We start from the raw sequence: 24,545 nt of genomic DNA on the forward strand, positions 1-24,545 counted from the left end.
CTCTGGCGTACACAAACTCTGCAATCACTGGAGATCCAATGTGGGAGCGAGCCTGCTCGCGATAGCAATCTAACTGTCACAAGGATTCAAGGGCTGTAATACCCCACAGCCACCAGAAAATGCCCGACCTTCTTCAGGTAGGCATGCTTGTTCTCGACCTTGCCGGTCACCGGGTTTTTCCAGCGGTATTCGTATTCGCCGTAATCCTGTTTGGCCATCAATGCCAGAATCGGCTCGCCCACCGGCTTGCCTTCCGGGTCTTCGATCTTGCTGAAATCGGTATTGATCAGCCGCAGGTTGGTGCCGTGGGCCACATAACGCCGGGTGTTCAGGTCGACGACAAACACATACAGGTCATCCTGCAGGTAGCCGCCCTTGAGGGAATTGATCGCCGTCAGGGTGCCCTTTTCGTCCCTGGCCAGATCGGTTGCCGCTTTATTCAGCAAGGCCATGGCCTGTTCAGCGGAAGCCCGGGGCAGGTAATAACCGACCGCCAGAATCCGCTGGCCGACGCGCTGGTAGTAGACATGCTTGCGCTCGACCTTGCCGTCGTTCCAGTTCTGCCAGCGATACTCCGCCTGCTGAATGCCATTGCCCTCCGGTACCTTCAGGGCGTCCTTGAAGGTTTTCTGCAAGTCCGGCCCAAGCACCTGCGATACGTCCCGGCCAATCAACGCCGACGACGGTCCGCCGCTGGCAAGCATCACGCCCTTGGTGTCGAGCACAAAGACGTAACGGTCCTTGTCGACAAACTCGCCCTGGCGACTGAACGCCGCAAAGGCCTTGTCACCGTTCTCGTGGTAGTAGGCCAAGGCTTTTTCCAGCAGGGCGATGGCCGCCTGGCTGTCGTCCTTTTCCGTCCCGGCAGCTTGTGCCTGGCCCAGGCACAGTAAAAACATGCCGCATAACAAGGCGGACTTATGCAGAAACCCCATTGCGTATCCCTCGTTCCTGATGGTGTTTCAAGAGCGTAGACGGCAATGGGGGGAGGCATGGATATTCAGGAAAACACGGAATGCTGTGGTGCGATGGGCTTTTGTGGCGAGGGGGCTTGTCGGATCGCCGCACCGCCCCGTTCGGCTGCGCAGCAGTCGTAAAACAGGTGCCGGAATTTATCTGGCAAACCGCGGCGAATGGATTTGGGGCGGCTTCGCCACCCAGCGGGGGCAAGCCCCCTCGCCACAGCAAGCCCCCTCGCCACAAGAGCTGGTATTACTGCCGGGCGCGCAACTGCTGTTGCAGGTTCTGGATCTGCGCCTGAAGGGTATTGATGTTGCGGGTGACCTGGCTGCGGAAGGCATCGAACTCCGCGGTATTGGTCGCGCCCGGTGCGGCGGCTGGACGGTTGTCCTGCACGCTCTTGAGCACGACGATATCTTGCTCGAGACGCTCGATGGCAGCGCTCGGGTTGCCTTGCTTCTTCAGGGCGACGATATCGGCACCCAGGCTTTTCAACTGTGCATCGAATTTTTCAGAGTCGGATGGGGCACTCTTCAGGGCGGCCACTTCAGCACTCAAGGCTTTGACCTCGGCCTGCAACTGCGTATTGACCGCCTGATGCTCAGTGTTCTGGGCAGTCAGCAGTGCAAGGCGCTTGTCCACTTCAGTGGTTTGCGCGGTCATTTGCGCCAGTCGCTTGTCCAGGTCCGAGGCCTGGCCGGCCACACCTTGCTGTTGGGTGCTCTGGTCCTGGAGCTTGCCTTCCAGCTGGCGGATTTGCAGCTTCAAGGCCTCGCTGTCGGTGGTGACACTGGTCTGGCTGGCCACAACCTTTCCGGAAATGTCCTGCAGGCGCCCTGCCGCTTCTTCGCTGATCCGCGCGAAACTTTCCTGGGTCGCCACCAGTTGCTGTTCCATCAGGGAGATCTGCTGAAAGCTCCACCAGGCCAGGCCCGCGAACGCAAAGAACAACGCCCCGACCAACGCCCACAGGGGACCGGTACTCGCCGCCTTGACCTTCACCACCGGCGCCGTGCGCGAATGTACGACCGTGCGAGCAGTGGGCGGAAAGTCGTCATCGAGAACGTCTGCACGCAGGCTCGGTACATCGTCGAAGTCGTCGTTGGCATCGTTTCGCATGGACATCGAATCAACCTTTGTGAATCACATAATGGCTTTATGCCGCGCAGTATAAACCCCACAGCCGCAACCATTGACCCCCAAGCCCGTATCCGGTTCAGAAATGGCGCGCTGTTCGAGCCTCAGCGAATATCCTGCGCCTTCCACCAGCCACAGAATTCATCGAGCGCCGTCCAGAGGCTGACCTTGGGATCGTAATCCAGATAATGCCGGGCGCGGCTGATGTCCAGGGTGAAATTTTTGTTCATGACTTGCATGCCCAGGCGCGACAGCGTCGGTTCGGGACGCCCCGGCCACATCTTGCACACGCCCTCGTTGAGCGCAGCCACGCTGTAGCCCAGGCCGTAGGAACGGTAGCGGGTGACCTGTGGGACGTCCATTTTGCGCATGACGTAATTGACCACGTCCCACAAGGGAATCGGCGTGCCGTTGCTGATGTTGTAAGCCTTGCCCAGCGCGGAACCGCTGGCCAGCAAACTGCTGAGCAACGCCTCGTTGAGGTTTTGCACGCTGGTGAAGTCAACTTTGTTCAGACCGTTGCCGATGATTGCCAGGCGTCCCTTGCGCTGCATGTTCAGCAGGCGCGGGAAGATGCTCATGTCGCCAGCCCCGGTCACGAAGCGCGGGCGCAGGGCCAGGGTTTCAAGACCGAACTCCTGGGCGCCGAAGACTTTTTGCTCGGCCAGGTACTTGGTGGCGGCGTAAGGGTGTTTGAAGCGCTTGGGCACCTGCTCTTCGGTCAGGCCCAGGTGATCTCGACCATCGAAATAGATCGACGGCGACGACAAATGCACCAGCCGCCGAACCCGTTGCTTCAGGCAGGCTTCGACCACGTTCTCGGTGACCTGGACGTTGCCCTGATGGAAATCCTGATAACGCCCCCATAAACCGACGGCACCGGCGCAATGCACCACGGCCTCGACGTCCGAACACAGTTCGCGCGCCAGTTCCGGGTCGCTCAAGTCGCCCTGGATGAATTCGGCTCCGCGGCGAACCAGATGCTCCACACTTTCGGCCCGGCGACCGTTGACCCGCACGTCCAGGCCCTGCTCCAGGGCAAAACGCGCAAAGCGTCCGCCGATGAAGCCGCTTGCGCCGGTAACCAGAATCTTCATGAATTGCTCCGAATATTTCGTTTTGCGTATTACGTGAGGTCTTGACGCTGCGCGTCAGTCCAAGGGCACCAGCCATTGCTTGGATGCGCTGACCAATTGATCGGTGAGCAGCCCCAGCAACTGACCGCCATTACGCCAATGATGCCAGTACAGCGGCACATCGATCGGCTTATCTGGCAATAACTCCCGCAACACGCCCCTTTCAAGTTGCTCGCGTACCTGCAGTTCCGGAACCAGGCCCCAGCCCAGACCGGCTTCGGTCAATCGAATGAAACCTTCGGACGACGGGCATAAATGGTGCTCGAAACCACCCTCGACGCCGAGGGACGCCAGATACCGATGCTGCAGGAAATCGTCCGGCCCAAACACCAGCGCCGGGGTGCGGGCCAACTGATCGGCGCGTACGCCTTGCGGAAAATGCCGGGCAATAAAGGCCGGGCTGGCCAGCGCGCGGTAACGCATGGCCCCCAGCAGTACGCTGCGCGCGCCTGCCACCGGACGCTCGCTGGCGCAGACACAGGCTGCCACCTCGCCGGCACGCATGCGCTTGAGGCCGACGGTCTGGTCTTCGACCACCAGATCCATCAACAGATGCTGTTGCGCGCAAAACTCCCCCACCGCCTGCGCCCACCAGGTGGCCAGGCTGTCGGCGTTCAGGGCGATCCGCAGGCGTTCGGGCAGGCCATCTTCATCCAGTGCCGGCACCAGGCTTTGCAAATCCCGTTCAAGCAAGCGCACCTGCTGCACGTGGTTGAGCAACCGCCGACCGATTTCCGTTGGCGTTGGCGGTGTGGCCCGCACCAGTACCGGCTGGCCAACCCGCGCTTCCAGCAGCTTGATGCGTTGGGATATCGCCGACTGCGAAAGGCCCAGCACCTGGGCCGCCCGTTCAAAACCGGCCTGTTCGACCACGGCGGCCAAGGCAGAAAGCAATTTATAGTCGAACATCAGTTTTCCTAATGAGCGATCAGCAAGATTGGTTTTTCTTATACAGCCTTCGCAGGGACAATGACCAGCAAGAACTCTTGAACAAGGATCACCCACATGGCTGGCGAAACTTCATTGGCAACGTTGCTGCGCAGCATGAGCCCACAACTCAATGCCGGCGAATACGTGTTCTGCACCCTGCGCGACGGCCAGTTGCCTGCGGGCCTGGAGATTGTCGGCAGCTTCCGCGAGCAGGAAGGCCTGACCGTGATTCTCGAACGCTCCCACGCCGAAAAAGCCGGGCTGCGCTTCGACTACATCGCCGCCTGGATCACCTTGAACGTGCATTCGGCACTCGAAGCGGTTGGCCTGACCGCCGCATTCGCCACGGCATTGGGCAAGGCCGGCATCAGTTGCAACGTGATTGCCGGCTACTACCACGACCATTTGTTTGTCGGCCAGGCCGACGCCGACCGTGCCCTGCAGGTGCTGCGGGATCTGGCAGCCAACGCGGAGTAAAAAATCATGTGGCAAAGTTATATGAACGGCCTGTTGGTGGCCTTTGGCCTGATCATGGCGATCGGCACCCAGAATGCGTTTGTCCTCGCGCAAAGCCTGCGGCGTGAACATCACCTGCCGGTCGCGGCACTCTGCGTGGCCTGCGACGCCCTGCTGGTGGCGGCCGGAGTGTTCGGCCTGGCGACGGTATTGGCACAGAACCCGACATTGCTGGCCATCGCCCGCTGGGGCGGTGCAGCGTTTCTGTTGTGGTATGGCACCCAGGCACTGCGCCGGGCCTTTTCGAAACAGAGCCTTGAGCAGGGCGAGGGTCAGACCGTACGCTCGCTGCGGGCGGTCATGCTCAGCGCGCTGGCGGTGACCTTGCTCAACCCGCACGTCTACCTGGACACCGTTTTGCTGATCGGCTCCCTGGGCGCACAACAAACCGAGCCTGGCGCTTATGTAGTCGGCGCGGCCAGTGCCTCGCTGCTGTGGTTCTTCACCCTGGCGCTGGGCGCGGCCTGGCTGGCACCCTGGCTCGCCCGCCCCGGTACCTGGCGAATTCTCGATCTGTTGGTGGCGGTGATGATGTTTGCCGTAGCGCTGCAGTTGATCGCGGCCATCTGATTGGCGGAACCTCTATTCCACACAGTTGTTGCGTGGTTATGCCGCCCCCCCGGTGCTATGATCCGTCTCCCTGCGCCGCAAAGAGTACAAACTCCCCGGCGCTTGTCTGGCCGCCCGTGATCGGCCTTGCGCTCACCGCAACTGACCTGATTAGGAGAATCATCATGGCTTTCGAATTGCCGCCGCTGCCGTACGCACACGATGCCCTGCAGCCGCACATTTCCAAGGAAACTCTGGAATTCCACCACGACAAGCACCACAACACCTACGTCGTGAACCTGAACAACCTGGTGCCAGGCACCGAGTTCGAAGGCAAGACCCTGGAAGAAATCGTCAAGACTTCCTCGGGCGGTATCTTCAACAACGCCGCACAGGTCTGGAACCACACTTTCTACTGGAACTGCCTGGCGCCAAACGCCGGCGGTCAACCAACCGGCGCACTGGCTGAGGCCATCAACGCAGCTTTCGGTTCGTTCGACAAGTTCAAGGAAGAGTTCAGCAAGACTTCCATCGGCACCTTCGGTTCCGGCTGGGGCTGGCTGGTGAAGAAGGCTGACGGTTCCCTGGCCCTGGCCAGCACCATCGGCGCCGGCAACCCGCTGACCAACGGCGACACCCCGCTGCTGACCTGCGACGTCTGGGAACACGCTTACTACATCGACTACCGCAACCTGCGTCCGAAGTACGTCGAAGCGTTCTGGAACCTGGTCAACTGGAAATTCGTGGCTGAGCAGTTCGAAGGCAAAACCTTCACCGCTTAAGTTCGACGCCAGTCAAGAAACCCGGCTTATCAGCCGGGTTTTTTATTGCCCGGGATTTTCAGCGTTCGGCAGGGCCCCTTCGCGAGCAGGCTCGCTCCCACATTTGATCTGTATACGACCCGATCCAGTGTGGGAGCGGGCTTGCTCGCGAAGAACGATGACGCGGTCAACCTGAATGAATACCTATCCCTGCGGATCGAGGTTATCCAGCGCGCGACTCACCGCCAGCTCCGCCAACATGACAATCTGCGAAATGGCCAACGCTGTGTTGCGCTGGGGGCCATTCAGGTAGGTGGCGAAATCACTCGCCAGGACATTGGCGGAAGCCAGTGATTCACAGGCGTGGGCAAGAAGGGTTTCAGTGTCCATGTCGGGAACGATCATGAACATGGTGTGGGGGCTGTAGGGTTTGGTGCTGCTGGGGGGATCGGGGATTAACTTATCCAAAATATGCTCCTTATCGATTGGAGCCATCTCTCGCCGTTTCTCACGCGGGCGAAGAGGTGGCAGCTATGTGCGGAGTGAGAAACCGGCAAGAGAGCAATCCGGCCAGACCGAGGTCTGCCCGCACACAGCCGCCATAAAGCATTGCTGGCAGCGGATAAGCTGGCGGCAATTATGGTGGTACTGGCGCTGGATTAACACTCTCTTGCGGGTTCTCACACCCGATCGCTGAAGCATTTCAGCGATCACCAAAGGTTATTCAGCCCGCTTCCGACGGACAACCTGAAAACTGCGTGGGAAAGTTCTGGCGCTTTCCTACACCGCGCCATCTCGCAGAAACGTAACGCGGAGCGTCCCTGGCATCACTCCCACGCGGGCGTCTGGGATTGATCAGCTTGGAGGCGTGGGAGATTGGTCGGTTGACAGGCCGTCATCGCTGGCAAGCCAGCTCCCACAGGGTCAAAGTACATCCGCCAGATACAGGTCGGCTGTCAGGCCGCCTTCGCGAGCAAGCCCGCTCCCACAGAAGAGCAAAGGCAGAGCGGCGTACACAGAGGCTCTTCACCACTCATCAGGCCGAGCGTTAGCTCGCCTGCAGCTCTTGATCTTGATCCACCCGCCCCATCGGCAGGCTGAGCGCAGGTGTTCATCCGGGGATGGGCGCGCAGCGCCGTTCGACGCAGTCGAACTCATTGCATGTAGGTCGAAGCGAAGCCGACCGGAGGGCAATGCCCCCGGATGAATGCCGGAGCGAAGGAAACCCGAGCCTCAGCGAGGGGCCGTACGTAAGGGGCGAGACCTTTTGGTTACTTTTGGGGCGTTCCCAAAAGTGACCCGCTGTAAGAGCGGAACCGTAAGTCGCCGTTACCAAAGAAATGGATATGTACTCCGTCAAAACCCCAAACCACCCCACAGAATTCAAGGCATTTTCCAACGATGAAACAAGCCTCGAGCCCCTTGCCCCACCGCCACAGACGGCTAACATCAAACAAAAGGAAAATATCTCCACCCCGCCCCTCAAGTTGAAGGACTCGACAACCGACACAGTGCTAATAGGCTAACTCGTCAAGACAACTGCAAATCAGCCAAGCTGCAGGCAAAATCCCCCAAGGATGATTGTCCCTTTGACTGCCATCACGGGATTGCCAATACTCATGGCAACTTGATGCTACCCGCACGGAACAAGGAATAACCCTTTGAAGCTGGAACTCAAGAACAGCTTGTCGGTGAAGTTGCTCCGGGTCGTGCTCCTGTCGGCATTGATCGTAGGCGTGGTCTTGAGCTGCGCGCAGATCGTGTTCGATGCCTATAAAACACGCCAGGCCGTCGCCAGCGATGCCGAACGCATCCTCGACATGTTTCGCGACCCCTCGACCCAGGCCGTCTACAGCCTGGACCGGGAAATGGGCATGCAGGTGATCGAAGGTCTGTTTCAGGATGCCGCCGTGCGCAAGGCCTCCATCGGCCATCCCAACGAAGCCATGCTCGCGCAAAAAAACCGCGAATTGCAGCACTCCCACAGCCGCTGGCTGACTGACCTGATTCTCGGCAAGGAACGCACCTTCACCACCCAGCTGGTCGGTCGCGGGCCTTACAGCGAGTATTACGGCGACCTGAGCATCACCCTCGATACCGCCACCTACGGCCAAGGGTTCATTGTCAGCTCGGTGATCATCTTCATTTCCGGCGTACTGCGCGCGCTCGCCATGGGGCTGGTGCTGTATCTGGTCTATCATTGGCTGCTGACCAAGCCACTGTCGCGGATCATCGAGCACCTCACGGAAATCAATCCGGATCGTCCCAGCGAACACAAGATTCCGCTGCTCAAGGGCCACGAGAAAAACGAACTGGGCATCTGGATCAACACCGCCAACCAGTTGCTCGAGTCCATCGAACGCAACACCCATCTGCGCCACGAGGCGGAAAACAGCCTGTTGCGCATGTCCCAGTACGATTTCCTGACGGGACTGCCGAACCGGCAGCAATTGCAGCAGCAACTGGACAAGATCCTCATCGACGCCGGCAGATTGCAGCGCCGGGTCGCGGTGTTGTGTGTCGGCCTCGACGATTTCAAGGGCATCAACGAGCAGTTCAGCTACCAGACCGGCGACCAGTTGCTGCTGGCCCTGGCCGATCGCCTGCGTGGCCATAGCGGTCGCCTGGGTGCCCTCGCCCGCCTCGGTGGCGACCAGTTCGCCCTGGTCCAGGCCGATATCGAACAACCCTACGAGGCCGCCGAGCTGGCACAAAGCATTCTCGATGATCTCGAAGCGGCGTTTGCCCTCGACCATCAGGAGATTCGCCTGCGTGCCACCATCGGCATCACCCTGTTCCCCGAGGACGGTGACAGCACCGAGAAATTGCTGCAAAAGGCCGAGCAGACCATGACGCTGGCCAAGACCCGCTCGCGCAACCGCTATCAGTTCTATATCGCCAGCGTCGACACCGAAATGCGCCGCCGCCGCGAGCTGGAAAAAGACCTGCGCGATGCCCTGATCCGCAATCAGTTCTACCTCGTCTACCAGCCGCAGATCAGTTACCGCGACAACCGCGTGGTGGGCGTCGAAGCCCTGATTCGCTGGCAGCACCCCGAACACGGCATGGTGCCACCGGACCTGTTCATCCCGCTGGCCGAGCAGAACGGCACCATCATCGCCATCGGCGAATGGGTGCTGGACCAGGCCTGCAAACAATTACGCGAGTGGCATGACCAGGGCTTCAGTGACCTGCGCATGGCGGTCAACCTGTCCACGGTTCAATTGCACCACGCCGAACTGCCACGGGTGGTCAACAATCTGCTGCAAATGTACCGCCTGCCGCCACGCAGCCTGGAACTGGAAGTCACCGAAACCGGCCTGATGGAAGACATCAGCACCGCAGCCCAGCATCTGCTCAGCCTGCGCCGCTCCGGTGCGCTGATCGCCATCGATGACTTTGGAACCGGCTATTCATCCTTGAGCTATCTCAAGAGCCTGCCGCTGGACAAGATCAAGATCGACAAGAGCTTCGTTCAGGACCTGCTCGATGACGACGATGATGCGACCATCGTTCGCGCCATCATCCAGCTGGGCAAGAGTCTGGGCATGCAGGTGATTGCCGAAGGTGTGGAAACCGCCGAACAAGAGGCCTACATCATTTCCGAAGGCTGCCACGAAGGTCAGGGTTATCACTACAGCAAGCCATTGCCGGCGCGGGAACTTGGCCTCTATTTGAAACAGGCCCAGCGCAGCAACGCCGCTATTTTGTAACCCCCCCTGTAGGAGCGAGCTTGCTCGCGATGGACTTGAGAACACCGCGGGGTATCAGGTTCCCAGCGTTATCGTTGACGTCCATCGCGAGCAAGCTCGCTCCTACAGTGAATAAGAAATATTTCCACCTACAACCCTTTACACATAATGCGAAAGATTTGCATTATGTCGCAGTTTTGCGTGCGCATAGCGCCACTCCACCCCCTATCGAAGCAGGATGTTCGCCATGATTCGTATGCCTCTGGCTACCGCCAGTCTGTTGGCCATCGCTATTTCCCTCGCCGGTTGCGGCGAAGGTGACAAAGAAAAAGCTGCCGCGCCTGCGCCAGCTGCCAGCACCGCGGCCGCCCCGGCTGCTGCACCTGCCGCTGCCGGTAAAATCGACGAAGCCGCCGCCAAAGCCGTTGTCGCTCACTACGCCGACATCGTTTTCGCCGTTTACAGCGATGCCGAATCCACCGCGAAGACCCTGCAAACCGCCGTAGATGCCTTCCTCGCCAAACCGAACGCCGACACCCTGAAAGCCGCCAAGGCTGCCTGGGTTGCCGCTCGCGTGCCTTACCTGCAGAGCGAAGTGTTCCGCTTCGGCAACACCATCGTTGATGACTGGGAAGGTCAGCTGAACGCCTGGCCGCTGGACGAAGGCCTGATCGACTACGTCGACAAGTCCTACGAGCACGCCTTGGGCAACCCGGGCGCCACCGCCAACATCATCGCCAACACTGAAGTGCAGATCGGCGAAGACAAGGTCGACGTCAAAGACATCACCCCGGAAAAACTCGCCAGCCTGAACGAGCTGGGCGGTTCCGAGGCCAACGTCGCCACCGGTTACCACGCCATCGAATTCCTGCTCTGGGGCCAGGACCTGAACGGCACCGGCCCTGGCGCCGGCAACCGTCCGGCTTCGGACTACCTGGAAGGCAAAGGGGCTACAGGCGGTCACAATGATCGTCGTCGTGCCTACCTGAAGTCCGTGACTCAGCTGCTGGTCAGCGATCTGGAAGAAATGGTCGGCAACTGGAAGCCGAACGTGGCCGACAACTACCGCGCCACTCTGGAAGCGGAACCGGCTGAAACCGGCCTGCGCAAAATGCTGTTCGGCATGGGCAGTCTGTCCCTGGGCGAACTGGCGGGCGAGCGCATGAAGGTTTCCCTGGAAGCCAATTCCCCTGAAGACGAACAGGATTGCTTCAGCGACAACACCCACAACTCGCACTTCTACGATGCCAAGGGCATTCGTAACGTGTACCTGGGCGAATACACCCGTGTCGACGGCACCAAAATGACCGGCGCCAGCCTGTCGTCCCTGGTGGCCAAGGCCGATCCGGCTGCCGACACCGCGCTCAAGGACGACCTGGCCGCTACCGAAGCCAAGCTTCAAGTCATGGTCGACCACGCCAACAAGGGCGAGCACTACGACCAGTTGATCGCTGCCGGCAACACCGCAGGCAATCAGATCGTCCGTGACGCCATCGCTGCGCTGGTCAAGCAGACCGGTTCGATCGAAGCCGCCGCTGGCAAACTGGGCATCAACGACCTGAACCCGGACAACGCTGATCACGAATTCTGATCAACGCTGGCTGAGTGAGTAGAAAGGCGACCTTCGGGTCGCCTTTTTTGTGTCCGCCACAGCTCATCCCCTGTGGGAGCGAGCTTGCTCGCGATAGCGGTAGCACATTCAACATTGATATTGGTCATGATGGCCCCATCGCGAGCAAGCTCGCTCCCACAGAGGGGTCATCGTTTCCAGATAAACCCTGCCCCACATCAAGCAAACGATAATTCCTCTTATTCAAATTCTTATCCCCTGTTAGACTTTGCGCCCTTGTTTTGCTCGTCTTGCAGGATCCCTGATGCCCTCGCTGCCTCTTCGCTTGTCCGCACTGTTTCTGGCCCTGGGCCTGAGTGCCTGCGATGACGCCCCGAAATTCACCCAGGCAGAACCCGGTGAAGCCCGCTCCGGAGGCAGTGCGACGGTGCGCAAGAGCGATCAGAACGCGTTTTCCATGCCCTCGGCGAACCTGCCGCCGTCCCGGCGTGTGGATTTCAGCGTTGGCAACAGCTTCTTCCGCAGCCCTTGGGTGATCGCCCCTTCGACAACGACCGCGCGCGATGGTCTCGGCCCGCTGTTCAACACCAATGCCTGCCAGGGCTGTCACATCAAGGACGGCCGCGGCCATCCGCCGACTGCGGACGATGTGAACGCCGTGTCGATGCTGGTACGCCTGTCGATTCCCGACACCCCGGCGTATGCCAGGGTCATCGAGCAGATCGGCGTAGTGCCGGAGCCCGTCTACGGCGGTCAGTTCCAGGACATGGCCGTACCCGGCGTGGCCCCCGAAGGCAAAGTGCGGGTCGATTACACCGCCGTGCCGGTTCGCTTCAAGGACGGCACCGAAGTCGAGCTGCGCAAAACGAGCCTGAACATCACCCAACTGGGCTACGGCCCGATGCATCCCGATACCCGTTTCTCGGCGCGCGTAGCGCCGCCGATGATTGGCCTGGGCCTGCTCGAGGCGATCCCTGACGAGGCGATCCTGGCCAACGCCGAGGCACAGGCCAAGGCGAACAATGGCATCAGCGGACGACCAAACCGGGTCTGGGATGACGCTGAGCAAAAGACTGTGCTTGGACGATTTGGCTGGAAAGCCGGACAACCGAACCTCAATCAGCAAAATGTTCACGCGTTTTCGGGCGATATGGGCCTCACGACCAGCCTGCGGCCCTTTGATGACTGCACGGACGCGCAAACCGCCTGCAAACAGGCACCGAGTGGCAACGGCCCCGATGGCGAGCCGGAAGTCAGCGATAACATCCTGCGTCTGGTGCTGTTCTACAGCCGTAACCTCGCCGTACCGGCCCGTCGTGACGTCAACGCACCTGAAGTGCTGGCCGGTAAAACCCTGTTCTATCAGGCCGGCTGCCAGTCCTGTCACACACCGAAATACACCACCGCCGCCAACGCCGCCGAACCTGAACTGGCCAATCAAGTGATTCGCCCATACAGCGATCTGCTGCTGCATGACATGGGCGACGGCCTGGCCGACAACCGTAGCGAATTCCAGGCCAGTGGCCGCGAATGGCGCACCCCGCCGTTGTGGGGCATCGGCCTGACACAGGCGGTCAGCGGCCACACCCAGTTCCTGCACGACGGCCGCGCCCGCAACCTGCTCGAAGCCGTGCTCTGGCATGGCGGCGAGGCAACAGCGGCGCAGCAACAGGTTTTGTCTTTCAATGCCGAGCAGCGCGCCGCGTTGCTGGCGTTCCTGAATTCCCTTTAACACGCATTCCACTCGCGGGAGCCCGACATGTTCCGTCCCAAACTATTGTTCACCAGCCTTGCCGCCCTCGCCCTGGGCGCCTGCTCGCCCCAGGATCCGCAAGCGGTCACGTCGGCGGCCATCGCCAAGTCGGTGATCCTGCCGACCTACACCCGCTGGGTTGAAGCCGACCGTCAATTGGCAGTCAGCGCCCTCGCCTACTGCGAAGGCAAGGAAACCCTGGAAACCGCCCGTGCCGACTTCCTGCATGCGCAAAAAGCCTGGGCCGAGCTGCAACCGCTGCTGATCGGGCCGTTGGCCGAAGGCAACCGCTCGTGGCAAGTGCAGTTCTGGCCGGACAAGAAAAACCTGGTCGGCCGTCAGGTCGAGCAACTGGTCAGCGCCCAGCCGCAGATCGATGCCGCCGCCCTGGTCAAATCCAGCGTCGTGGTGCAAGGCCTCTCGGCCTACGAATACATACTGTTCGACAGCAAGCCTGACGTGGCCAACGCTGAGCAGAAGAGCAAATACTGCCCGCTGCTGGTCGCCATCGGTGAGCGCCAGAAACTGTTGGCCGAAGACATTCTGCATAGCTGGAACAACACTGACGGCATGCTCGCGCAGATGAGCAAATTCCCCAACCAGCGTTACGCCGACTCCCACGAAGCGATCGCCGATCTGCTGCGGGTTCAAGTCACCGCCATCGACACCCTGAAGAAAAAGCTCGGCACGCCGATGGGTCGCCAGAGCAAGGGCGTGCCACAACCGTTCCAGGCCGATGCCTGGCGCAGCCAGTCGTCCCTGACCAGCCTCGAAGCCAGCCTCGCGGCCGCCAAAACGGTCTGGGAAGGTGTGGATAACAAAGGCCTGCGCGGACTGTTGCCAAGCGAGCAGAAGCCGTTGGCCGACAAGATCGATGCCGCCTATGCCGCCTCGCTGAAACTGTTTGCCGGCAACCAGCGCTCGCTGACTGACATGCTCAATGACGAGGCCGGCCGCCAGCAACTCAACGAGCTGTATGACAGCCTCAACGTCGTCCATCGCCTGCACGAGGCCGATCTGGCCAAGGCATTGGGCATCCAGCTGGGCTTCAACGCCAACGACGGTGACTGATGAGGGCCAGTTCCATGCTGCGACGCCAGGTTCTGACATTAGGGAGTTTGCTGCTGGGTGCGGTGACGCTGGGCGGCTGGAAGCTGTTCAAGCAAAAGGACAAGAGTCCGTTGTTGCTTTCGGCACGGGACGATACCGATGGCCAGCATTACGCCGTCGGTTATCGGCTCGATGGCACCCAGGTGTTCGCCACCCGGGTCGGCCAGCGTTGCCACGACATCATCAACCACCCGACACAACCCATTGCACTGTTCGTCGCCCGCCGCCCGGGCACCGAGAGCTACCTGATCGACCTGCGCGACGGCGCGCTCCTGCAAACCGTGGTGTCGCAGCCAAACCGGCACTTCTACGGACACGCGGTCATTCACCACAGCGGCGACTGGCTGTACGCCACCGAAAATGACACCACCGATCCGGGCCGCGGCCTGCTCGGTGTGTATAAGTTCGAAGGCGAAAGGCTGGTGCACAGCGGCGAGATTTCCACCCACGGCCTGGGTCCGCACCAGGTGTCGTGGATGCCCGATGGCGAAACCCTGGTGGTGGCCAACGGCGGGATTCGCACCGAGGCCGAAAGCCGGGTGGAGATGAACCTCAACGCCATGGAACCGAGCCTGGTCCTGATGCAACGTGACGGCACCCTGCTGAGCAAGGAAACCCTCGCCCAGCAGATGAACAGCGTGCGCCATCTGGCCATCGCCAGCGACGGCACCATCGTCGCCAGCCAACAGTTCATGGGCGCGGCCCACGAGTCGTCGGAGCTGTTGGCGATCAAGCGGCCCGGCCAGCCCTTCGTGGCGTTCCCGGTGCCCGAGCACCAGTTGCAGGCCATGGGGCACTACACCGCCAGCGTCGCGGTGCACAACGACTTGCGCCTGGTGGCGTTGACTGCGCCGCGGGGCAACCGCTTCTTCATCTGGGACCTGGACAGCGGTGAAGTACGCCTGGATGCCCCCCTGCCCGATTGCGCCGGGGTCGGCGCCGTGGCCGATGGTTTTGTCGTGACCTCGGGCCAGGGGCGCTGCCGTTACTACGACTGCCGCCAGACAAACCTGGTCGCCAAACCGCTGGAGCTACCCGCAGGGCTCTGGGACAACCATCTGCATCTGATGGCCTGAATCATTGAAAAGATCGCCGCCTTGGGCCGCGCCGGCATCGGGATGACGTACACCCCGCAGTGCGACCCAAGACGGCGAATCTTTTCAGGCTTTCCCCCCTCTAATACCTCACAACCTGTAAAAACGGCAGTTGGATTACCTCTAGACTCCCGGTAATGTGCCCTGCTGTCTCACCTGATTTTCTCCAAGGAACTGGAATATGCTGCGTCGCCGCATGCTGATCATGTTGGGTGTGGTTCTACTGATTGTGCTGGTCCTGGCCGCGTACAAAGCCTTCTCGATCTACACGATGGTTCAAGGCTTCTCTGCGCCTAAACCGGCCATCAGCGTTGCCGTGGCCACCGCCACCGAGCGCCCGTGGCAAGCCCGCCTGCCTACCGTTGGCACGCTCAAGGCATTGCAGGGCGTGGACCTGAGCCTGGAGACCGATGGCACCGTCATCGATTTGCAATTTGAGTCAGGGCAAAAGGTCAAGGCCGGTCAACCACTCCTGCGCCTGGACAGCGCCGTTGAAAGTGCCCTGCTGGAAACGGCTCTGGCCGACCTCGGGCTGGCACAGCTCGATTACGGTCGCGGTAGCCAACTGGTCGGCAGCCAGGCCATTTCCAAAGGCGAGTTCGACCGACTTTCGGCGGTGCTGAAGAAGAGCAGGGCCACGGTCAATCAACTCAAGGCTGCGCTCGGCAAAAAAAGCATCCTCGCGCCCTTCAGCGGGACCATCGGCATTCGTCAGGTAGACGTTGGCGACTATCTTGCCAGTGGCACCATGATCGCCACCCTGCAAGACCTCAGTAGCCTGTATGTGGACTTTTTTGTGCCCGAGCAGTCGGTGCCGAAGATTGCACTCGGCCAGCCAGTGCAGGTCATTGTCGCGGCGTATCCGAACCAGGAGTACCCGGGCACCATCAGTGCAATCAACCCCAAAGTCGAGAACAGCACCCGTAACGTGCAGGTCCGCGCCACCCTGGCCAACCCCGATGGCAAGTTGATGCCAGGCATGTTCGCCAACCTCCAGGTGCTCCTGCCCGACCCGCAACCGCGCATCGTGGTGCCGGAAAGCGCGATTACCTACACGCTCTACGGCAACTCGGTGTATGTGGCCGTACCAAAGAAGGCCGAAGATGGCAGCCTGGTAAAGGACGACAAGGGCCAACCGGTGCTGATCGCCGAACGGCGGTTTGTCGAGACCGGCGAACGCCGCGATGGGCAAGTGATGATCACCAAAGGCGTGCAGAACGGCGAGAAAGTGGTGACCGCCGGCCAGCTCAAACTGGATAACGGCGCACACATTGCCATCAGCGACGACAAGACCCTGACCGGGCAGAACAGCCCGCCTCGCGCGGACTGATCAAGGAATCCCTATGGCTTTTACCGATCCGTTCATTCGCCGCCCGGTTCTCGCAACCGTGGTCAGCCTGCTGATTGTGCTGCTGGGCTTCCAGGCCTGGAGCAAGCTGCCGCTGCGCCAGTACCCGCAAATGGAAAACGCCCTGATCACGGTGACCACCGCCTACCCCGGGGCCAACGCCGAGACCATCCAGGGCTACATCACCCAACCGATGCAGCAAAGCCTGGCCAGCGCCGAAGGCATCGACTACATGACCTCGGTCAGTCGCCAGAATTTCTCGGTGATCTCGATCTACGCGCGCATCGGCTCCAACAGCGACCGCCTGTTTACCGAACTGCTGGCCAAGGCCAACGAGGTCAAGAACCAGTTGCCCCAGGACGCAGAAGACCCGGTGCTGAGCAAAGAATCTGCCAATGCGTCAGTGCTGATGTACATGAGTTTCTTCAGCAAGGAATTGAGCAACCCACAGATTACCGATTACCTGTCGCGGGTGATCCAGCCCAAACTGGCGACCTTGCCCGGAATGGCCGAGGCCGAAATCCTCGGCAACCAGGTATTTGCCATGCGCCTGTGGCTGGATCCGGTGAAGCTCGCGGGTTTCGGCCTCAGTGCCAGCGATGTGACGAACGCGGTGCGCCAGTACAACTTCCTCTCGGCTGCCGGCGAGGTGAAAGGCGAATACGTGGTCACCAGCATCAACGCCAATACCGAACTCAAGTCCGCCGAAGCCTTCGGGGCGATTCCGCTCAAGGTCGATGGCGACAGCCGTGTGCTGCTGCGGGATGTGGCACGCGTGGAAATGGGTGCGGAAAACTACGACTCCATCAGCTCCTTCGGTGGCACCCCTTCGGTGTACATCGGCATCAAGGCGACACCTGCCGCCAACCCGCTGGATGTGATCAAGGAAGTGCGCAAGATCATGCCGGAACTTGAGGCCCAGCTACCGCCGAACCTCAAGGGTGAAATCGCCTACGACGCCACGCTGTTCATCCAGGCCTCGATCGACGAAGTGGTGAAGACCCTGTTCGAAGCGGTGCTGATCGTGATCGTGGTGGTGTTCCTGTTCCTTGGCGCCCTGCGCTCGGTGGTGATCCCGGTGGTGACCATCCCGCTGTCGATGATCGGCGTCATGTTCTTCATGCAGATGATGGGGTACTCGATCAACCTGCTCACCCTGCTGGCGATGGTATTGGCCATCGGCCTGGTGGTGGACGACGCCATCGTGGTGGTGGAAAACATTCATCGCCACATCGAGGAAGGCAAGACGCCGTTCGATGCCGCCATTGAAGGCGCCCGGGAAATCGCCATGCCGGTGATCTCGATGACCATCACCCTGGCGGCGGTGTATGCGCCGATCGGTTTCCTGACCGGCCTGACCGGGGCGCTGTTCAAGGAGTTCGCCCTGACCCTGGCCGGCGCGGTGGTGATTTCCGGCATCGTCGCCCTCACCCTGTCGCCGATGATGTGTGCGTTTCTGCTGCGTCACGACGAGAACCCCAGTGGCCTGGCCCATCGCCTGGACATGATTTTCGAACGCCTCAAGCGCCGCTACCAGAGCATGCTTCACGGCACCCTCAACACCCGCCCGGTAGTGCTGGTGTTCGCCGTGATCGTGTTGTGCCTGATTCCGGTCCTTCTCAAGTTCACCAAATCGGAACTGGCGCCGGATGAGGACCAGGGCATCATTTTCATGATTGCCAACGCCCCGCAACCGACCAACCTCGACTACCTGAACACCTACACCGACGAGTTCGTCGCGATCTTCAAGTCGTTTCCCGAGTACTACTCGTCATTCCAGATCAACGGTTTCACCGGCGTGCAATCGGGCATCGGCGGTTTCCTGCTCAAGCCATGGGACGATCGCAGTCGCACGCAAATGGAGATCCTGCCCGAGGTGCAGGCCAAACTGGAAAAGATCCCGGGGCTGCAGATCTTCGGCTTCAACCTGCCGTCCCTGCCGGGCACCGGCGAAGGCTTGCCGTTTCAGTTCGTCATCAACTCCTCCAACGATTACGAACTGCTGCTGCAAGTGGTCGACCGGGTAAAAAAACGGGCGATGGAATCCGGCAAGTTTGCATTTGTCGACGTTGACCTGGCCTTCGACAAGCCGGAAGTGGTGGTGGATATCGACCGCGCCAAGGCAGCGCAGATGGGGGTTTCCATGCAGGATCTGGGGGGAACCCTGGCAACTCTGCTGGGTGAAGGCGAGATCAACCGATTCACCATCGAAGGTCGCAGCTACAAGGTCATTGCCCAGGTCGAGCGAACGTTCCGCGACAATCCGGACTGGCTGAACAATTACTACGTGAAAAACACCCAGGGCGAGCTGTTGGCATTGTCGACCCTGATCACGGTCACCGACCGCGCTCGACCGAGACAGCTGAACCAGTTCCAGCAACTCAACTCCGCCATCCTGTCCGGCGTGCCGCTGGTGAGCATGGGGGAAGCCATCGACCTCGTGCGCCAGATCGCCCGCGAAGAAGCACCGGTCGGTTTTGCCTTCGACTACGCCGGCGCGTCGAGGCAGTACGTACAGGAAGGCAGCGCCCTGTGGGTCACCTTTGCCCTGGCACTGGCGATCATTTTCCTGGTGTTGGCGGCGCAGTTCGAAAGCTTCCGCGACCCGCTGGTGATCCTGGTCACCGTGCCCCTGTCCATCTGCGGCGCGTTGATTCCGCTGTTCCTGGGGTGGTCGAGCATGAACATCTACACCCAGGTCGGGCTGGTGACGTTGATCGGGCTGATCAGCAAGCACGGCATTCTGATCGTCGAGTTCGCCAACCAGCTACGCAAGGACAAGGGCCTGACGGCACGGGAAGCGGTGGAGGAAGCGGCGGCGATCCGCCTGCGTCCGGTGTTGATGACCACCGCGGCGATGGTGTTTGGCATGGTGCCATTGATCATCGCCACCGGTGCTGGCGCGGTCAGCCGGTTCGACATCGGTACGGTTATCGCGACCGGCATGTCGATCGGCACGTTGTTCACCCTGTTTGTGTTGCCTTGCATCTACACGATGCTGGCCAAACCGGATAAACCCTGATGCAGAAAAACCTGTGGGAGCGGGCTTACTCGCGAAAGCGGTGTGTCAGACAACATCGTTGTTGAATGTTGAGCCGCTTTCGCGAGCAAGCCCGCTCCCACATTGAATCGTGCAGGTTGAAAATCCGGGCAAAAAAAAAGGCCTCGTCGGTGCGAGGCCTTTTCATTTTGGCTTCAATCGGTTCAACTTTGCGGCCTCAGTCCCTGAGAAAGTCCGAACATGAAAAGCAATAGATCATGATCGGGTCGAGTGGCCACGGATGCCTTCGCAACCCGCGGCAACGGACAATGTTCTTCTGCGCTTATCGAGCTGAGAACCTGGGGGCGTGGTTGCTCCCAGGTTGCCATCGCGATCGATGCAACTGCCAAGGCTCCTACCAGAAACAAACCTCGTGCAATTTCGAGTTTCATCGCTATAAACCCTTGATAGCGCTGCCAAACGCCGCCTCATAAAAGTAGACGAGCTTTTTCCAGTCTGCGTCGCTGAACGACGAGTGGCGACGCAATTGCTTCAAGTCATGGACAGCTGCGCGATGGGCCGTCAAACGCTGTCGGCATTTCTCCAGATCGATCAGGGCCACTTCGACCTTGGCCGTCTCGCCCTCACCGGTCACGCGAACGAATACGTGCTTGTCGTAAAGGCAACCGTGCTGCCAGCGGCCCTTGTGCATGCGAGCCAGGTTTTCAGCCAGGTCCTTGAGCACTCGTTCGTGTATGGCTTCACCATGACGTTCGCGACCGCCACCGGCGTACCAGCGATCGATTTCCTCGAAGCCGTCCAGCGACTTGGTGACCAGCAAGGCACGCCACTTGTGCACAGGATCGCGCTGTGCCCCACAGAAAACGATTTCCGGAACCCGTACGCCAAGCGCGGTCACACCGGTGAGCGCGGCATGCTCGCGCATGACCGTAGGCCGCCCGAAAGGGTGCTGCAAGCTACGATGGATATGCCCGGTCTGGCGCTTGACGTAGAGCAGTTGACCATCGTTGCCCATCAGGCGTTGAACGCCGCTTTCCCCGCCGCGACGGACGTTGGGCTCTTCTACCCATTCACCGCGCTGATTCCAGAAGTAATCGAAGCGGTCCTGGGGAACGACTTCCGTCTCTGCTGCACACTGCACTGCCATCCTGTTACCTCTTGCGTAATACGTAAACTCGCCACATGGCATAGAGCGGCAAAAAGTCCAGTTGTTCCTGGATTCGGAAACCCGCCTGCTCAAACTCCGTCTCTACAGTAGCGGCCGGTAACACAAACCGGTTTTGGTAACCTTCCTGCCCACGGGTTTTCTCCGAACGCTTGCGTTTCCAGGCCTTGAAGTTGCCATCGACCCACAGCGAAAGGATCACGCTGTCGCGGGAAACCCGCTCGAACTCACGCAAAATAGCCATGCGATGCCCGGCTTCACCGATGTGGTGGAGCAAGCGCATGCAAAAAATGCTGTCGACGGCGTTGTCCGGCAAGGCGATGTCGAATGCAGACGTGTGCAAGGGTTGTACCCGCTTCACCACATCGGCCGGTTGCGCCTGGGTTGCGACCTTCAGCATGGACTTCGAGTTATCGGCACCGATGATCACACGGTTGGATTTTTCCGCCAACAAGGGCCAGAAACGCCCTGCACCACAAGGCAAATCGAGGACCAGACCAGGCTCGCCAGCCAAGGCCAGCGCCTTGCGCGCCAGTTGTTCGTCACGCCAGTGAGACAATCGACGGCCGAGACCTTCCTGGTGTTTGCGCAAATAGCGTTGCGCGTGTTGATCGTCGTACTTTTCTGAAAAATCGAGCTTGATCGGGCCGTCCATCATCAGGGCTCCTGAACTTCTGATGCAACTACCTTAGATTTTGTGGTGTCGGTGACTGGTCATCCATTTGTGAAAATATCGTTATGGGAAACCCGGAATTATTACAGGGTTTTACTGAGTTGATAGGGGTTTCTGGACGACGGACTCAACAGATCAAGTTCGGGACAGCTCCACCTGAAAACGGCAGCCACTGGGCTCCATCGTAGTCAGGCTGACGCTCCAGCCCTGGTTTTCACAGATCCGCTGCACCAGTGAAAGCCCCAGGCCCAAGCCTTCCCCGCGCTTTTCAGTGCCCCGAACGAAGGGTTCGAACATCGCCTCGCGCTTTTCCTCGGGAATGCCCACTCCGCTGTCTTCGACCAGAAATCCCGTGCCCGTCAGGCTCAGGCGAATGAAGCCCCGTTCTGTGTAATGCAAGGCGTTGCGCAGCAAGTTACCCATCACCGCATGCAGGAGCGTCGCGTTGTAACTCCTGGCCTCAGGGCTGCCCGGTTCGAAGATCAGCTTCAACCCTTTGCTTTCAATGGGTCCGCGCCACAGACCGACCAGGCCCTCGGCCACCTGGCCCAGTGGCTGTTGCGGCGACATGCCGGCGTCTTCGCGCTGGGCACGGGCCAGCATCAGGAAGGTTTGCACCAGCTCACGCATTTCTTCACAGGCCCGGGCGATACGCTCGACCTGGGCGCGGCCACGCTGATCGAGACCGGGGTTTTCCAGCAACAACTCGCAGGAACTGGCCAATATCATCAGGGGCGTACGCAATTCGTGGCTGACGTCGCTGGTAAACAAGCGCTCACGGGTCAGGGCCTGACGCAAGCGCCCGAGGGTAGCGTCGAAGGCCACGGCCAATTCGCCCACTTCGTCGGCGGCATAGTCCGGGGCCAAAGGTGGGGCCAGGCCGAGCAGTTGATCGCGATGGCGTACCTGCCGGGCCAGCCGCACCACCGGTGCCATGACCTTGCGTGCCAGGACCCAGCCGAGAAACACCGCCAGCGCCAGGCTCAGCACGAAACCCACCAGCACCACGGCAAACAGCACCCGCTCGCGCTCTTCGAAGTCGCTCTGGTCCTGCAACAGCACGTAACGTCGGCCGTCGACGATTTCGACCATGGCGTGGTACGACAGGTTCTCACGGAAGACTTCGTGAAAACCCGGCTCCAGATGGCGCAAATCCTTGGGCAACCTGAAATCGCCTGGCCCGTTGCTGAAGTAGAACAATTGGTCCGGCTCGGGGCGATGTCTCCAGTCCGTGACATTGTCCATCAGCAACAGGCGCTGCAAATCACCGCCCAGGCCTGCCGAAATCAGTTTTTCCTCCACCAGGTGCACCGTCGCGACGATGCCCATGGCAAAGGCACCCGCCACCAGTGCGCTCATCAACGCAAAGGCAATGATGATTCGTTGGGAAAGGCTCTGCTTAAACTCCATCACGCCCCTCGGCCAGGCGATACCCCACGCCGTGAACGGTTTGCAGCAACGGCTTGGCGAACGGCTTGTCGATCACCTGGCGCAGTTGGTGGACATGACTGCGCAGGCTGTCGCTGTCCGGACAGTCGTCCCCCCACAGCGCCTCTTCAAGAATTTCACGACGCAACACATGCGGGCTTTTCTGCATCAACACGGCCAGCAATTTCAGGCCGACCGGGTTGAGTTTCAGCAATCGGCCTTCGCGAGTGACTTCCAGGGTGTCGAGGTCATAGCTCAGGTCGCCGACCTGCAGAGTCCGCCGCCCGCCGCCCTGGGTCCGGCGCATGACCGCTTCGATACGCGCCGCCAGTTCAGACAGGGCAAACGGCTTGATCAGGTAATCATCGGCGCCGGACTTGAAGCCCTGCAGACGGTCGTCCAGTTGATCGCGGGCCGTGAGCATGATCACCGGCGTTTCGCGCCGGGCATCTTCGCGCAGGCGCTTGCACAAGGTATAGCCATCGATGCCGGGCAACATGATATCGAGCACGATCAAGTCGTAATGCTCGGTGGCCGCCAGATGCAGGCCAGACAGACCATCCTGCGCGCAATCCACGGTATAGCCTTTGAGTCCCAGGTAATCGGCCAGGTTGGCCAGGATATCGCGGTTGTCTTCAACCAATAGAATTCGCATGGGCATCTCTCCGTCCACAGTAACGACCGTCATGGCCCGCGCAGCTTAAGGCCAAGTGTGGCTCAGGGCTAGGACTGCATGCTGCTGTAACCGTTGAAATCAAACGTTTGCGGCATTAACGATTTTTTCACTGTCGACTCACAGGTTGACGACACAATCGAGTTCAAACTCTGCGTGGCTGCGCCTTTCAGAACACTTTACCGACCAAGGAACTCGCATGGTTTCGACCCAAGCCCGCCCCGCTCCTCGCCCGCTCAATTTCTGGGTGTGCCTTGGAGTCCCTGCCGTTGTCGCGATCATTCTGGTGTTGCTCGAATTGACCAGTCTGGATATGGACCTGGCCAGGCTGTTTTTCGACCCGGTCGCCGGGGAATTCATCGGACGCCACAGTTACTTTCTCGAGGACATCCTGCACGATCGCGCCAAGCAAGTAGTCATCGCCTTCTCGGTGTTTGCCATCCTCGGCTTCATCGCCTCGTTCTTCATGGCCAGGCTCAAACCGTTCAAGCGCGAACTGGGTTGCCTGGTGCTCTCGCTGGGGCTGGCGACGTCGTTTGTTACGCCAATGAAAGCAGTGACGGCGGTGCAATGCCCATGGAGCCTGGAGCAGTTCGGCGGCCATGAGACGTACAGCGAACTGTTGAGCCCTCGCCCGCATACCGAAAAGCCTGGACGTTGCTGGCCCGGTGGCCATGCTGCGACCGGTTTCACCCTGTTTGCGTTGTTCTTCGTGCTGCGTGACCGCCGCCCGCGCATGGCCCGTACGGCATTTGTCTTTGCATTTGCCTTGGGTTCGGTGTTTTCCATCAGCCGGATGATGCAGGGCGCACACTTCTTCTCGCACAACGTGTGGACGGCGGTGTTCTGCTGGTTGATTTGCCTGGGGTCGTATTACTGGATTCTGTATCGGCCTGCTTCCCGAGCCGACGCTGTTGCCAAAGCACAACCGGTGAGTGCCTGAAACACAGATCAAAAATGTGGGAGCGGGCTTGCTCGCGAAAGCGGTTCAACATTCAACAAACATGTTGTCTGACACATCGCTTTCGCGAGCAAGCCCGCTCCCACAC

Annotated in this window: 21 protein-coding genes; 11 read left to right on the plus strand and 10 right to left on the minus strand. The window is 60.1% G+C overall.

Annotated features, from left to right (window positions below; genetic code table 11):
• Window positions 1-86: 86 nt before the first annotated feature.
• The 4 genes from PPUTUW4_RS22140 to PPUTUW4_RS22155 all read right to left on the minus strand — a co-directional run bounded on the left by PPUTUW4_RS22140 (window position 87) and on the right by PPUTUW4_RS22155 (window position 4,142).
• The gene (locus PPUTUW4_RS22140) at window positions 87-935 is read right to left on the minus strand and encodes a cache domain-containing protein (RefSeq protein ID WP_015096656.1); all 849 of its coding nucleotides are present in this window, start codon (window positions 933-935) and stop codon (window positions 87-89) included.
• Between the two features lie 277 nt (window positions 936-1,212).
• On the minus strand, window positions 1,213-2,085 hold the full coding sequence (locus PPUTUW4_RS22145; RefSeq protein WP_015096657.1) for a hypothetical protein: 873 nt from the start codon (window positions 2,083-2,085) through the stop codon (window positions 1,213-1,215).
• A gap of 116 nt (window positions 2,086-2,201) precedes the next feature.
• On the minus strand, window positions 2,202-3,194 hold the full coding sequence (locus PPUTUW4_RS22150; RefSeq protein WP_015096658.1) for an NAD(P)-dependent oxidoreductase: 993 nt from the start codon (window positions 3,192-3,194) through the stop codon (window positions 2,202-2,204).
• Window positions 3,195-3,248: 54 nt separating this feature from the next.
• Window positions 3,249-4,142, minus strand: coding sequence for a LysR family transcriptional regulator ArgP (locus tag PPUTUW4_RS22155; RefSeq protein WP_015096659.1), 894 nt, complete (start codon window positions 4,140-4,142; stop codon window positions 3,249-3,251).
• Between the two features lie 96 nt (window positions 4,143-4,238).
• Here PPUTUW4_RS22155 and PPUTUW4_RS22160 point away from each other — a divergent pair, with 96 nt between their 5' ends.
• From PPUTUW4_RS22160 to PPUTUW4_RS22170, 3 genes are all read left to right on the plus strand, one after another.
• Window positions 4,239-4,640 (plus strand): ACT domain-containing protein, encoded by a 402-nt coding sequence (locus PPUTUW4_RS22160; RefSeq protein ID WP_015096660.1) that lies wholly within the window; start codon window positions 4,239-4,241, stop codon window positions 4,638-4,640.
• 6 nt (window positions 4,641-4,646) lie between these two features.
• On the plus strand, window positions 4,647-5,249 hold the full coding sequence (locus tag PPUTUW4_RS22165) for a LysE/ArgO family amino acid transporter (protein ID WP_015096661.1): 603 nt from the start codon (window positions 4,647-4,649) through the stop codon (window positions 5,247-5,249).
• A gap of 164 nt (window positions 5,250-5,413) precedes the next feature.
• Window positions 5,414-6,010 (plus strand): Fe-Mn family superoxide dismutase, encoded by a 597-nt coding sequence (locus PPUTUW4_RS22170; protein ID WP_008022038.1) that lies wholly within the window; start codon window positions 5,414-5,416, stop codon window positions 6,008-6,010.
• Window positions 6,011-6,193: 183 nt separating this feature from the next.
• Here the strand turns inward: PPUTUW4_RS22170 and PPUTUW4_RS22175 are convergent, their stop codons facing one another.
• Complete coding sequence (locus tag PPUTUW4_RS22175; RefSeq protein ID WP_041474947.1) at window positions 6,194-6,457, minus strand: DUF6124 family protein; 264 nt, start codon at window positions 6,455-6,457, stop codon at window positions 6,194-6,196.
• 1,193 nt (window positions 6,458-7,650) lie between these two features.
• Between PPUTUW4_RS22175 and PPUTUW4_RS22185 the strand changes: the two genes are divergently transcribed.
• The 7 genes from PPUTUW4_RS22185 to PPUTUW4_RS22215 all read left to right on the plus strand — a co-directional run bounded on the left by PPUTUW4_RS22185 (window position 7,651) and on the right by PPUTUW4_RS22215 (window position 19,578).
• Window positions 7,651-9,702: a bifunctional diguanylate cyclase/phosphodiesterase gene (locus PPUTUW4_RS22185; protein ID WP_015096663.1), complete on the plus strand. Its 2,052-nt coding sequence runs from the start codon at window positions 7,651-7,653 to the stop codon at window positions 9,700-9,702.
• A 226-nt stretch (window positions 9,703-9,928) separates the two neighbouring features.
• The gene (locus PPUTUW4_RS22190) at window positions 9,929-11,272 is read left to right on the plus strand and encodes an imelysin family protein (protein ID WP_015096664.1); all 1,344 of its coding nucleotides are present in this window, start codon (window positions 9,929-9,931) and stop codon (window positions 11,270-11,272) included.
• Window positions 11,273-11,555: 283 nt separating this feature from the next.
• Window positions 11,556-12,983: a di-heme oxidoredictase family protein gene (locus PPUTUW4_RS22195; protein ID WP_015096665.1), complete on the plus strand. Its 1,428-nt coding sequence runs from the start codon at window positions 11,556-11,558 to the stop codon at window positions 12,981-12,983.
• Window positions 12,984-13,010: 27 nt separating this feature from the next.
• A complete protein-coding gene (locus tag PPUTUW4_RS22200; RefSeq protein ID WP_015096666.1) occupies window positions 13,011-14,075 on the plus strand; it encodes an imelysin family protein in 1,065 nt (354 codons plus the stop codon).
• A gap of 14 nt (window positions 14,076-14,089) precedes the next feature.
• Window positions 14,090-15,190 (plus strand): DUF1513 domain-containing protein, encoded by a 1,101-nt coding sequence (locus PPUTUW4_RS22205; RefSeq protein ID WP_015096667.1) that lies wholly within the window; start codon window positions 14,090-14,092, stop codon window positions 15,188-15,190.
• Between the two features lie 199 nt (window positions 15,191-15,389).
• Window positions 15,390-16,538 (plus strand): efflux RND transporter periplasmic adaptor subunit, encoded by a 1,149-nt coding sequence (locus PPUTUW4_RS22210; RefSeq protein ID WP_015096668.1) that lies wholly within the window; start codon window positions 15,390-15,392, stop codon window positions 16,536-16,538.
• 13 nt (window positions 16,539-16,551) lie between these two features.
• The gene (locus tag PPUTUW4_RS22215; RefSeq protein WP_015096669.1) at window positions 16,552-19,578 is read left to right on the plus strand and encodes a multidrug efflux RND transporter permease subunit; all 3,027 of its coding nucleotides are present in this window, start codon (window positions 16,552-16,554) and stop codon (window positions 19,576-19,578) included.
• A gap of 182 nt (window positions 19,579-19,760) precedes the next feature.
• On the opposite strand, the gene PPUTUW4_RS30425 is transcribed toward PPUTUW4_RS22215, so the two are convergent.
• The 5 genes from PPUTUW4_RS30425 to colR form a co-directional block, all read right to left on the minus strand.
• Window positions 19,761-19,988: a hypothetical protein gene (locus PPUTUW4_RS30425; RefSeq protein WP_015096670.1), complete on the minus strand. Its 228-nt coding sequence runs from the start codon at window positions 19,986-19,988 to the stop codon at window positions 19,761-19,763.
• 2 nt (window positions 19,989-19,990) lie between these two features.
• On the minus strand, window positions 19,991-20,704 hold the full coding sequence (locus tag PPUTUW4_RS22220; RefSeq protein WP_015096671.1) for a lipopolysaccharide kinase InaA family protein: 714 nt from the start codon (window positions 20,702-20,704) through the stop codon (window positions 19,991-19,993).
• A 4-nt stretch (window positions 20,705-20,708) separates the two neighbouring features.
• On the minus strand, window positions 20,709-21,377 hold the full coding sequence (locus PPUTUW4_RS22225; protein WP_015096672.1) for a class I SAM-dependent methyltransferase: 669 nt from the start codon (window positions 21,375-21,377) through the stop codon (window positions 20,709-20,711).
• Window positions 21,378-21,530: 153 nt separating this feature from the next.
• The gene (locus PPUTUW4_RS22230) at window positions 21,531-22,805 is read right to left on the minus strand and encodes a HAMP domain-containing sensor histidine kinase (protein WP_015096673.1); all 1,275 of its coding nucleotides are present in this window, start codon (window positions 22,803-22,805) and stop codon (window positions 21,531-21,533) included.
• Entirely contained in the window at window positions 22,795-23,478 is a 684-nt protein-coding gene (colR, locus tag PPUTUW4_RS22235; protein ID WP_007985839.1) for a two-component system response regulator ColR, read from the minus strand. Before colR ends, PPUTUW4_RS22230 begins: the two co-directional genes overlap by 11 nt.
• Window positions 23,479-23,695: 217 nt before the next feature.
• Here colR and PPUTUW4_RS22240 point away from each other — a divergent pair, with 217 nt between their 5' ends.
• Window positions 23,696-24,439, plus strand: a complete 744-nt coding sequence (locus tag PPUTUW4_RS22240; protein WP_015096674.1) for a phosphatase PAP2 family protein — start codon at window positions 23,696-23,698, stop codon at window positions 24,437-24,439.
• The last annotated feature ends 106 nt before the right edge of the window (window positions 24,440-24,545 follow it).

This window comes from Pseudomonas sp. UW4 (genome assembly GCF_000316175.1).
In the GTDB taxonomy this organism is placed as follows: domain Bacteria; phylum Pseudomonadota; class Gammaproteobacteria; order Pseudomonadales; family Pseudomonadaceae; genus Aquipseudomonas; species Aquipseudomonas laurylsulfatiphila.

Bases quoted from the DNA above. Each gene is read 5' to 3' on its own strand.
- PPUTUW4_RS22140 (WP_015096656.1), bottom strand. From the start codon at position 935: ATGGGGTTTCTGCATAAGTCCGCCTTGTTATGCGGCATGTTTTTACTG.
- PPUTUW4_RS22145 (WP_015096657.1), bottom strand. From the start codon at position 2,085: ATGTCCATGCGAAACGATGCCAACGACGACTTCGACGATGTACCGAGC.
- PPUTUW4_RS22150 (WP_015096658.1), bottom strand. From the start codon at position 3,194: ATGAAGATTCTGGTTACCGGCGCAAGCGGCTTCATCGGCGGACGCTTT.
- PPUTUW4_RS22155 (WP_015096659.1), bottom strand. From the start codon at position 4,142: ATGTTCGACTATAAATTGCTTTCTGCCTTGGCCGCCGTGGTCGAACAG.
- PPUTUW4_RS22160 (WP_015096660.1), top strand. From the start codon at position 4,239: ATGGCTGGCGAAACTTCATTGGCAACGTTGCTGCGCAGCATGAGCCCA.
- PPUTUW4_RS22165 (WP_015096661.1), top strand. From the start codon at position 4,647: ATGTGGCAAAGTTATATGAACGGCCTGTTGGTGGCCTTTGGCCTGATC.
- PPUTUW4_RS22170 (WP_008022038.1), top strand. From the start codon at position 5,414: ATGGCTTTCGAATTGCCGCCGCTGCCGTACGCACACGATGCCCTGCAG.
- PPUTUW4_RS22190 (WP_015096664.1), top strand. From the start codon at position 9,929: ATGATTCGTATGCCTCTGGCTACCGCCAGTCTGTTGGCCATCGCTATT.
- PPUTUW4_RS22195 (WP_015096665.1), top strand. From the start codon at position 11,556: ATGCCCTCGCTGCCTCTTCGCTTGTCCGCACTGTTTCTGGCCCTGGGC.
- PPUTUW4_RS22200 (WP_015096666.1), top strand. From the start codon at position 13,011: ATGTTCCGTCCCAAACTATTGTTCACCAGCCTTGCCGCCCTCGCCCTG.
- PPUTUW4_RS22205 (WP_015096667.1), top strand. From the start codon at position 14,090: ATGCTGCGACGCCAGGTTCTGACATTAGGGAGTTTGCTGCTGGGTGCG.
- PPUTUW4_RS22210 (WP_015096668.1), top strand. From the start codon at position 15,390: ATGCTGCGTCGCCGCATGCTGATCATGTTGGGTGTGGTTCTACTGATT.
- PPUTUW4_RS22215 (WP_015096669.1), top strand. From the start codon at position 16,552: ATGGCTTTTACCGATCCGTTCATTCGCCGCCCGGTTCTCGCAACCGTG.
- PPUTUW4_RS30425 (WP_015096670.1), bottom strand. From the start codon at position 19,988: ATGAAACTCGAAATTGCACGAGGTTTGTTTCTGGTAGGAGCCTTGGCA.
- PPUTUW4_RS22220 (WP_015096671.1), bottom strand. From the start codon at position 20,704: ATGGCAGTGCAGTGTGCAGCAGAGACGGAAGTCGTTCCCCAGGACCGC.
- PPUTUW4_RS22225 (WP_015096672.1), bottom strand. From the start codon at position 21,377: ATGGACGGCCCGATCAAGCTCGATTTTTCAGAAAAGTACGACGATCAA.
- PPUTUW4_RS22230 (WP_015096673.1), bottom strand. From the start codon at position 22,805: ATGGAGTTTAAGCAGAGCCTTTCCCAACGAATCATCATTGCCTTTGCG.
- colR (WP_007985839.1), bottom strand. From the start codon at position 23,478: ATGCGAATTCTATTGGTTGAAGACAACCGCGATATCCTGGCCAACCTG.
- PPUTUW4_RS22240 (WP_015096674.1), top strand. From the start codon at position 23,696: ATGGTTTCGACCCAAGCCCGCCCCGCTCCTCGCCCGCTCAATTTCTGG.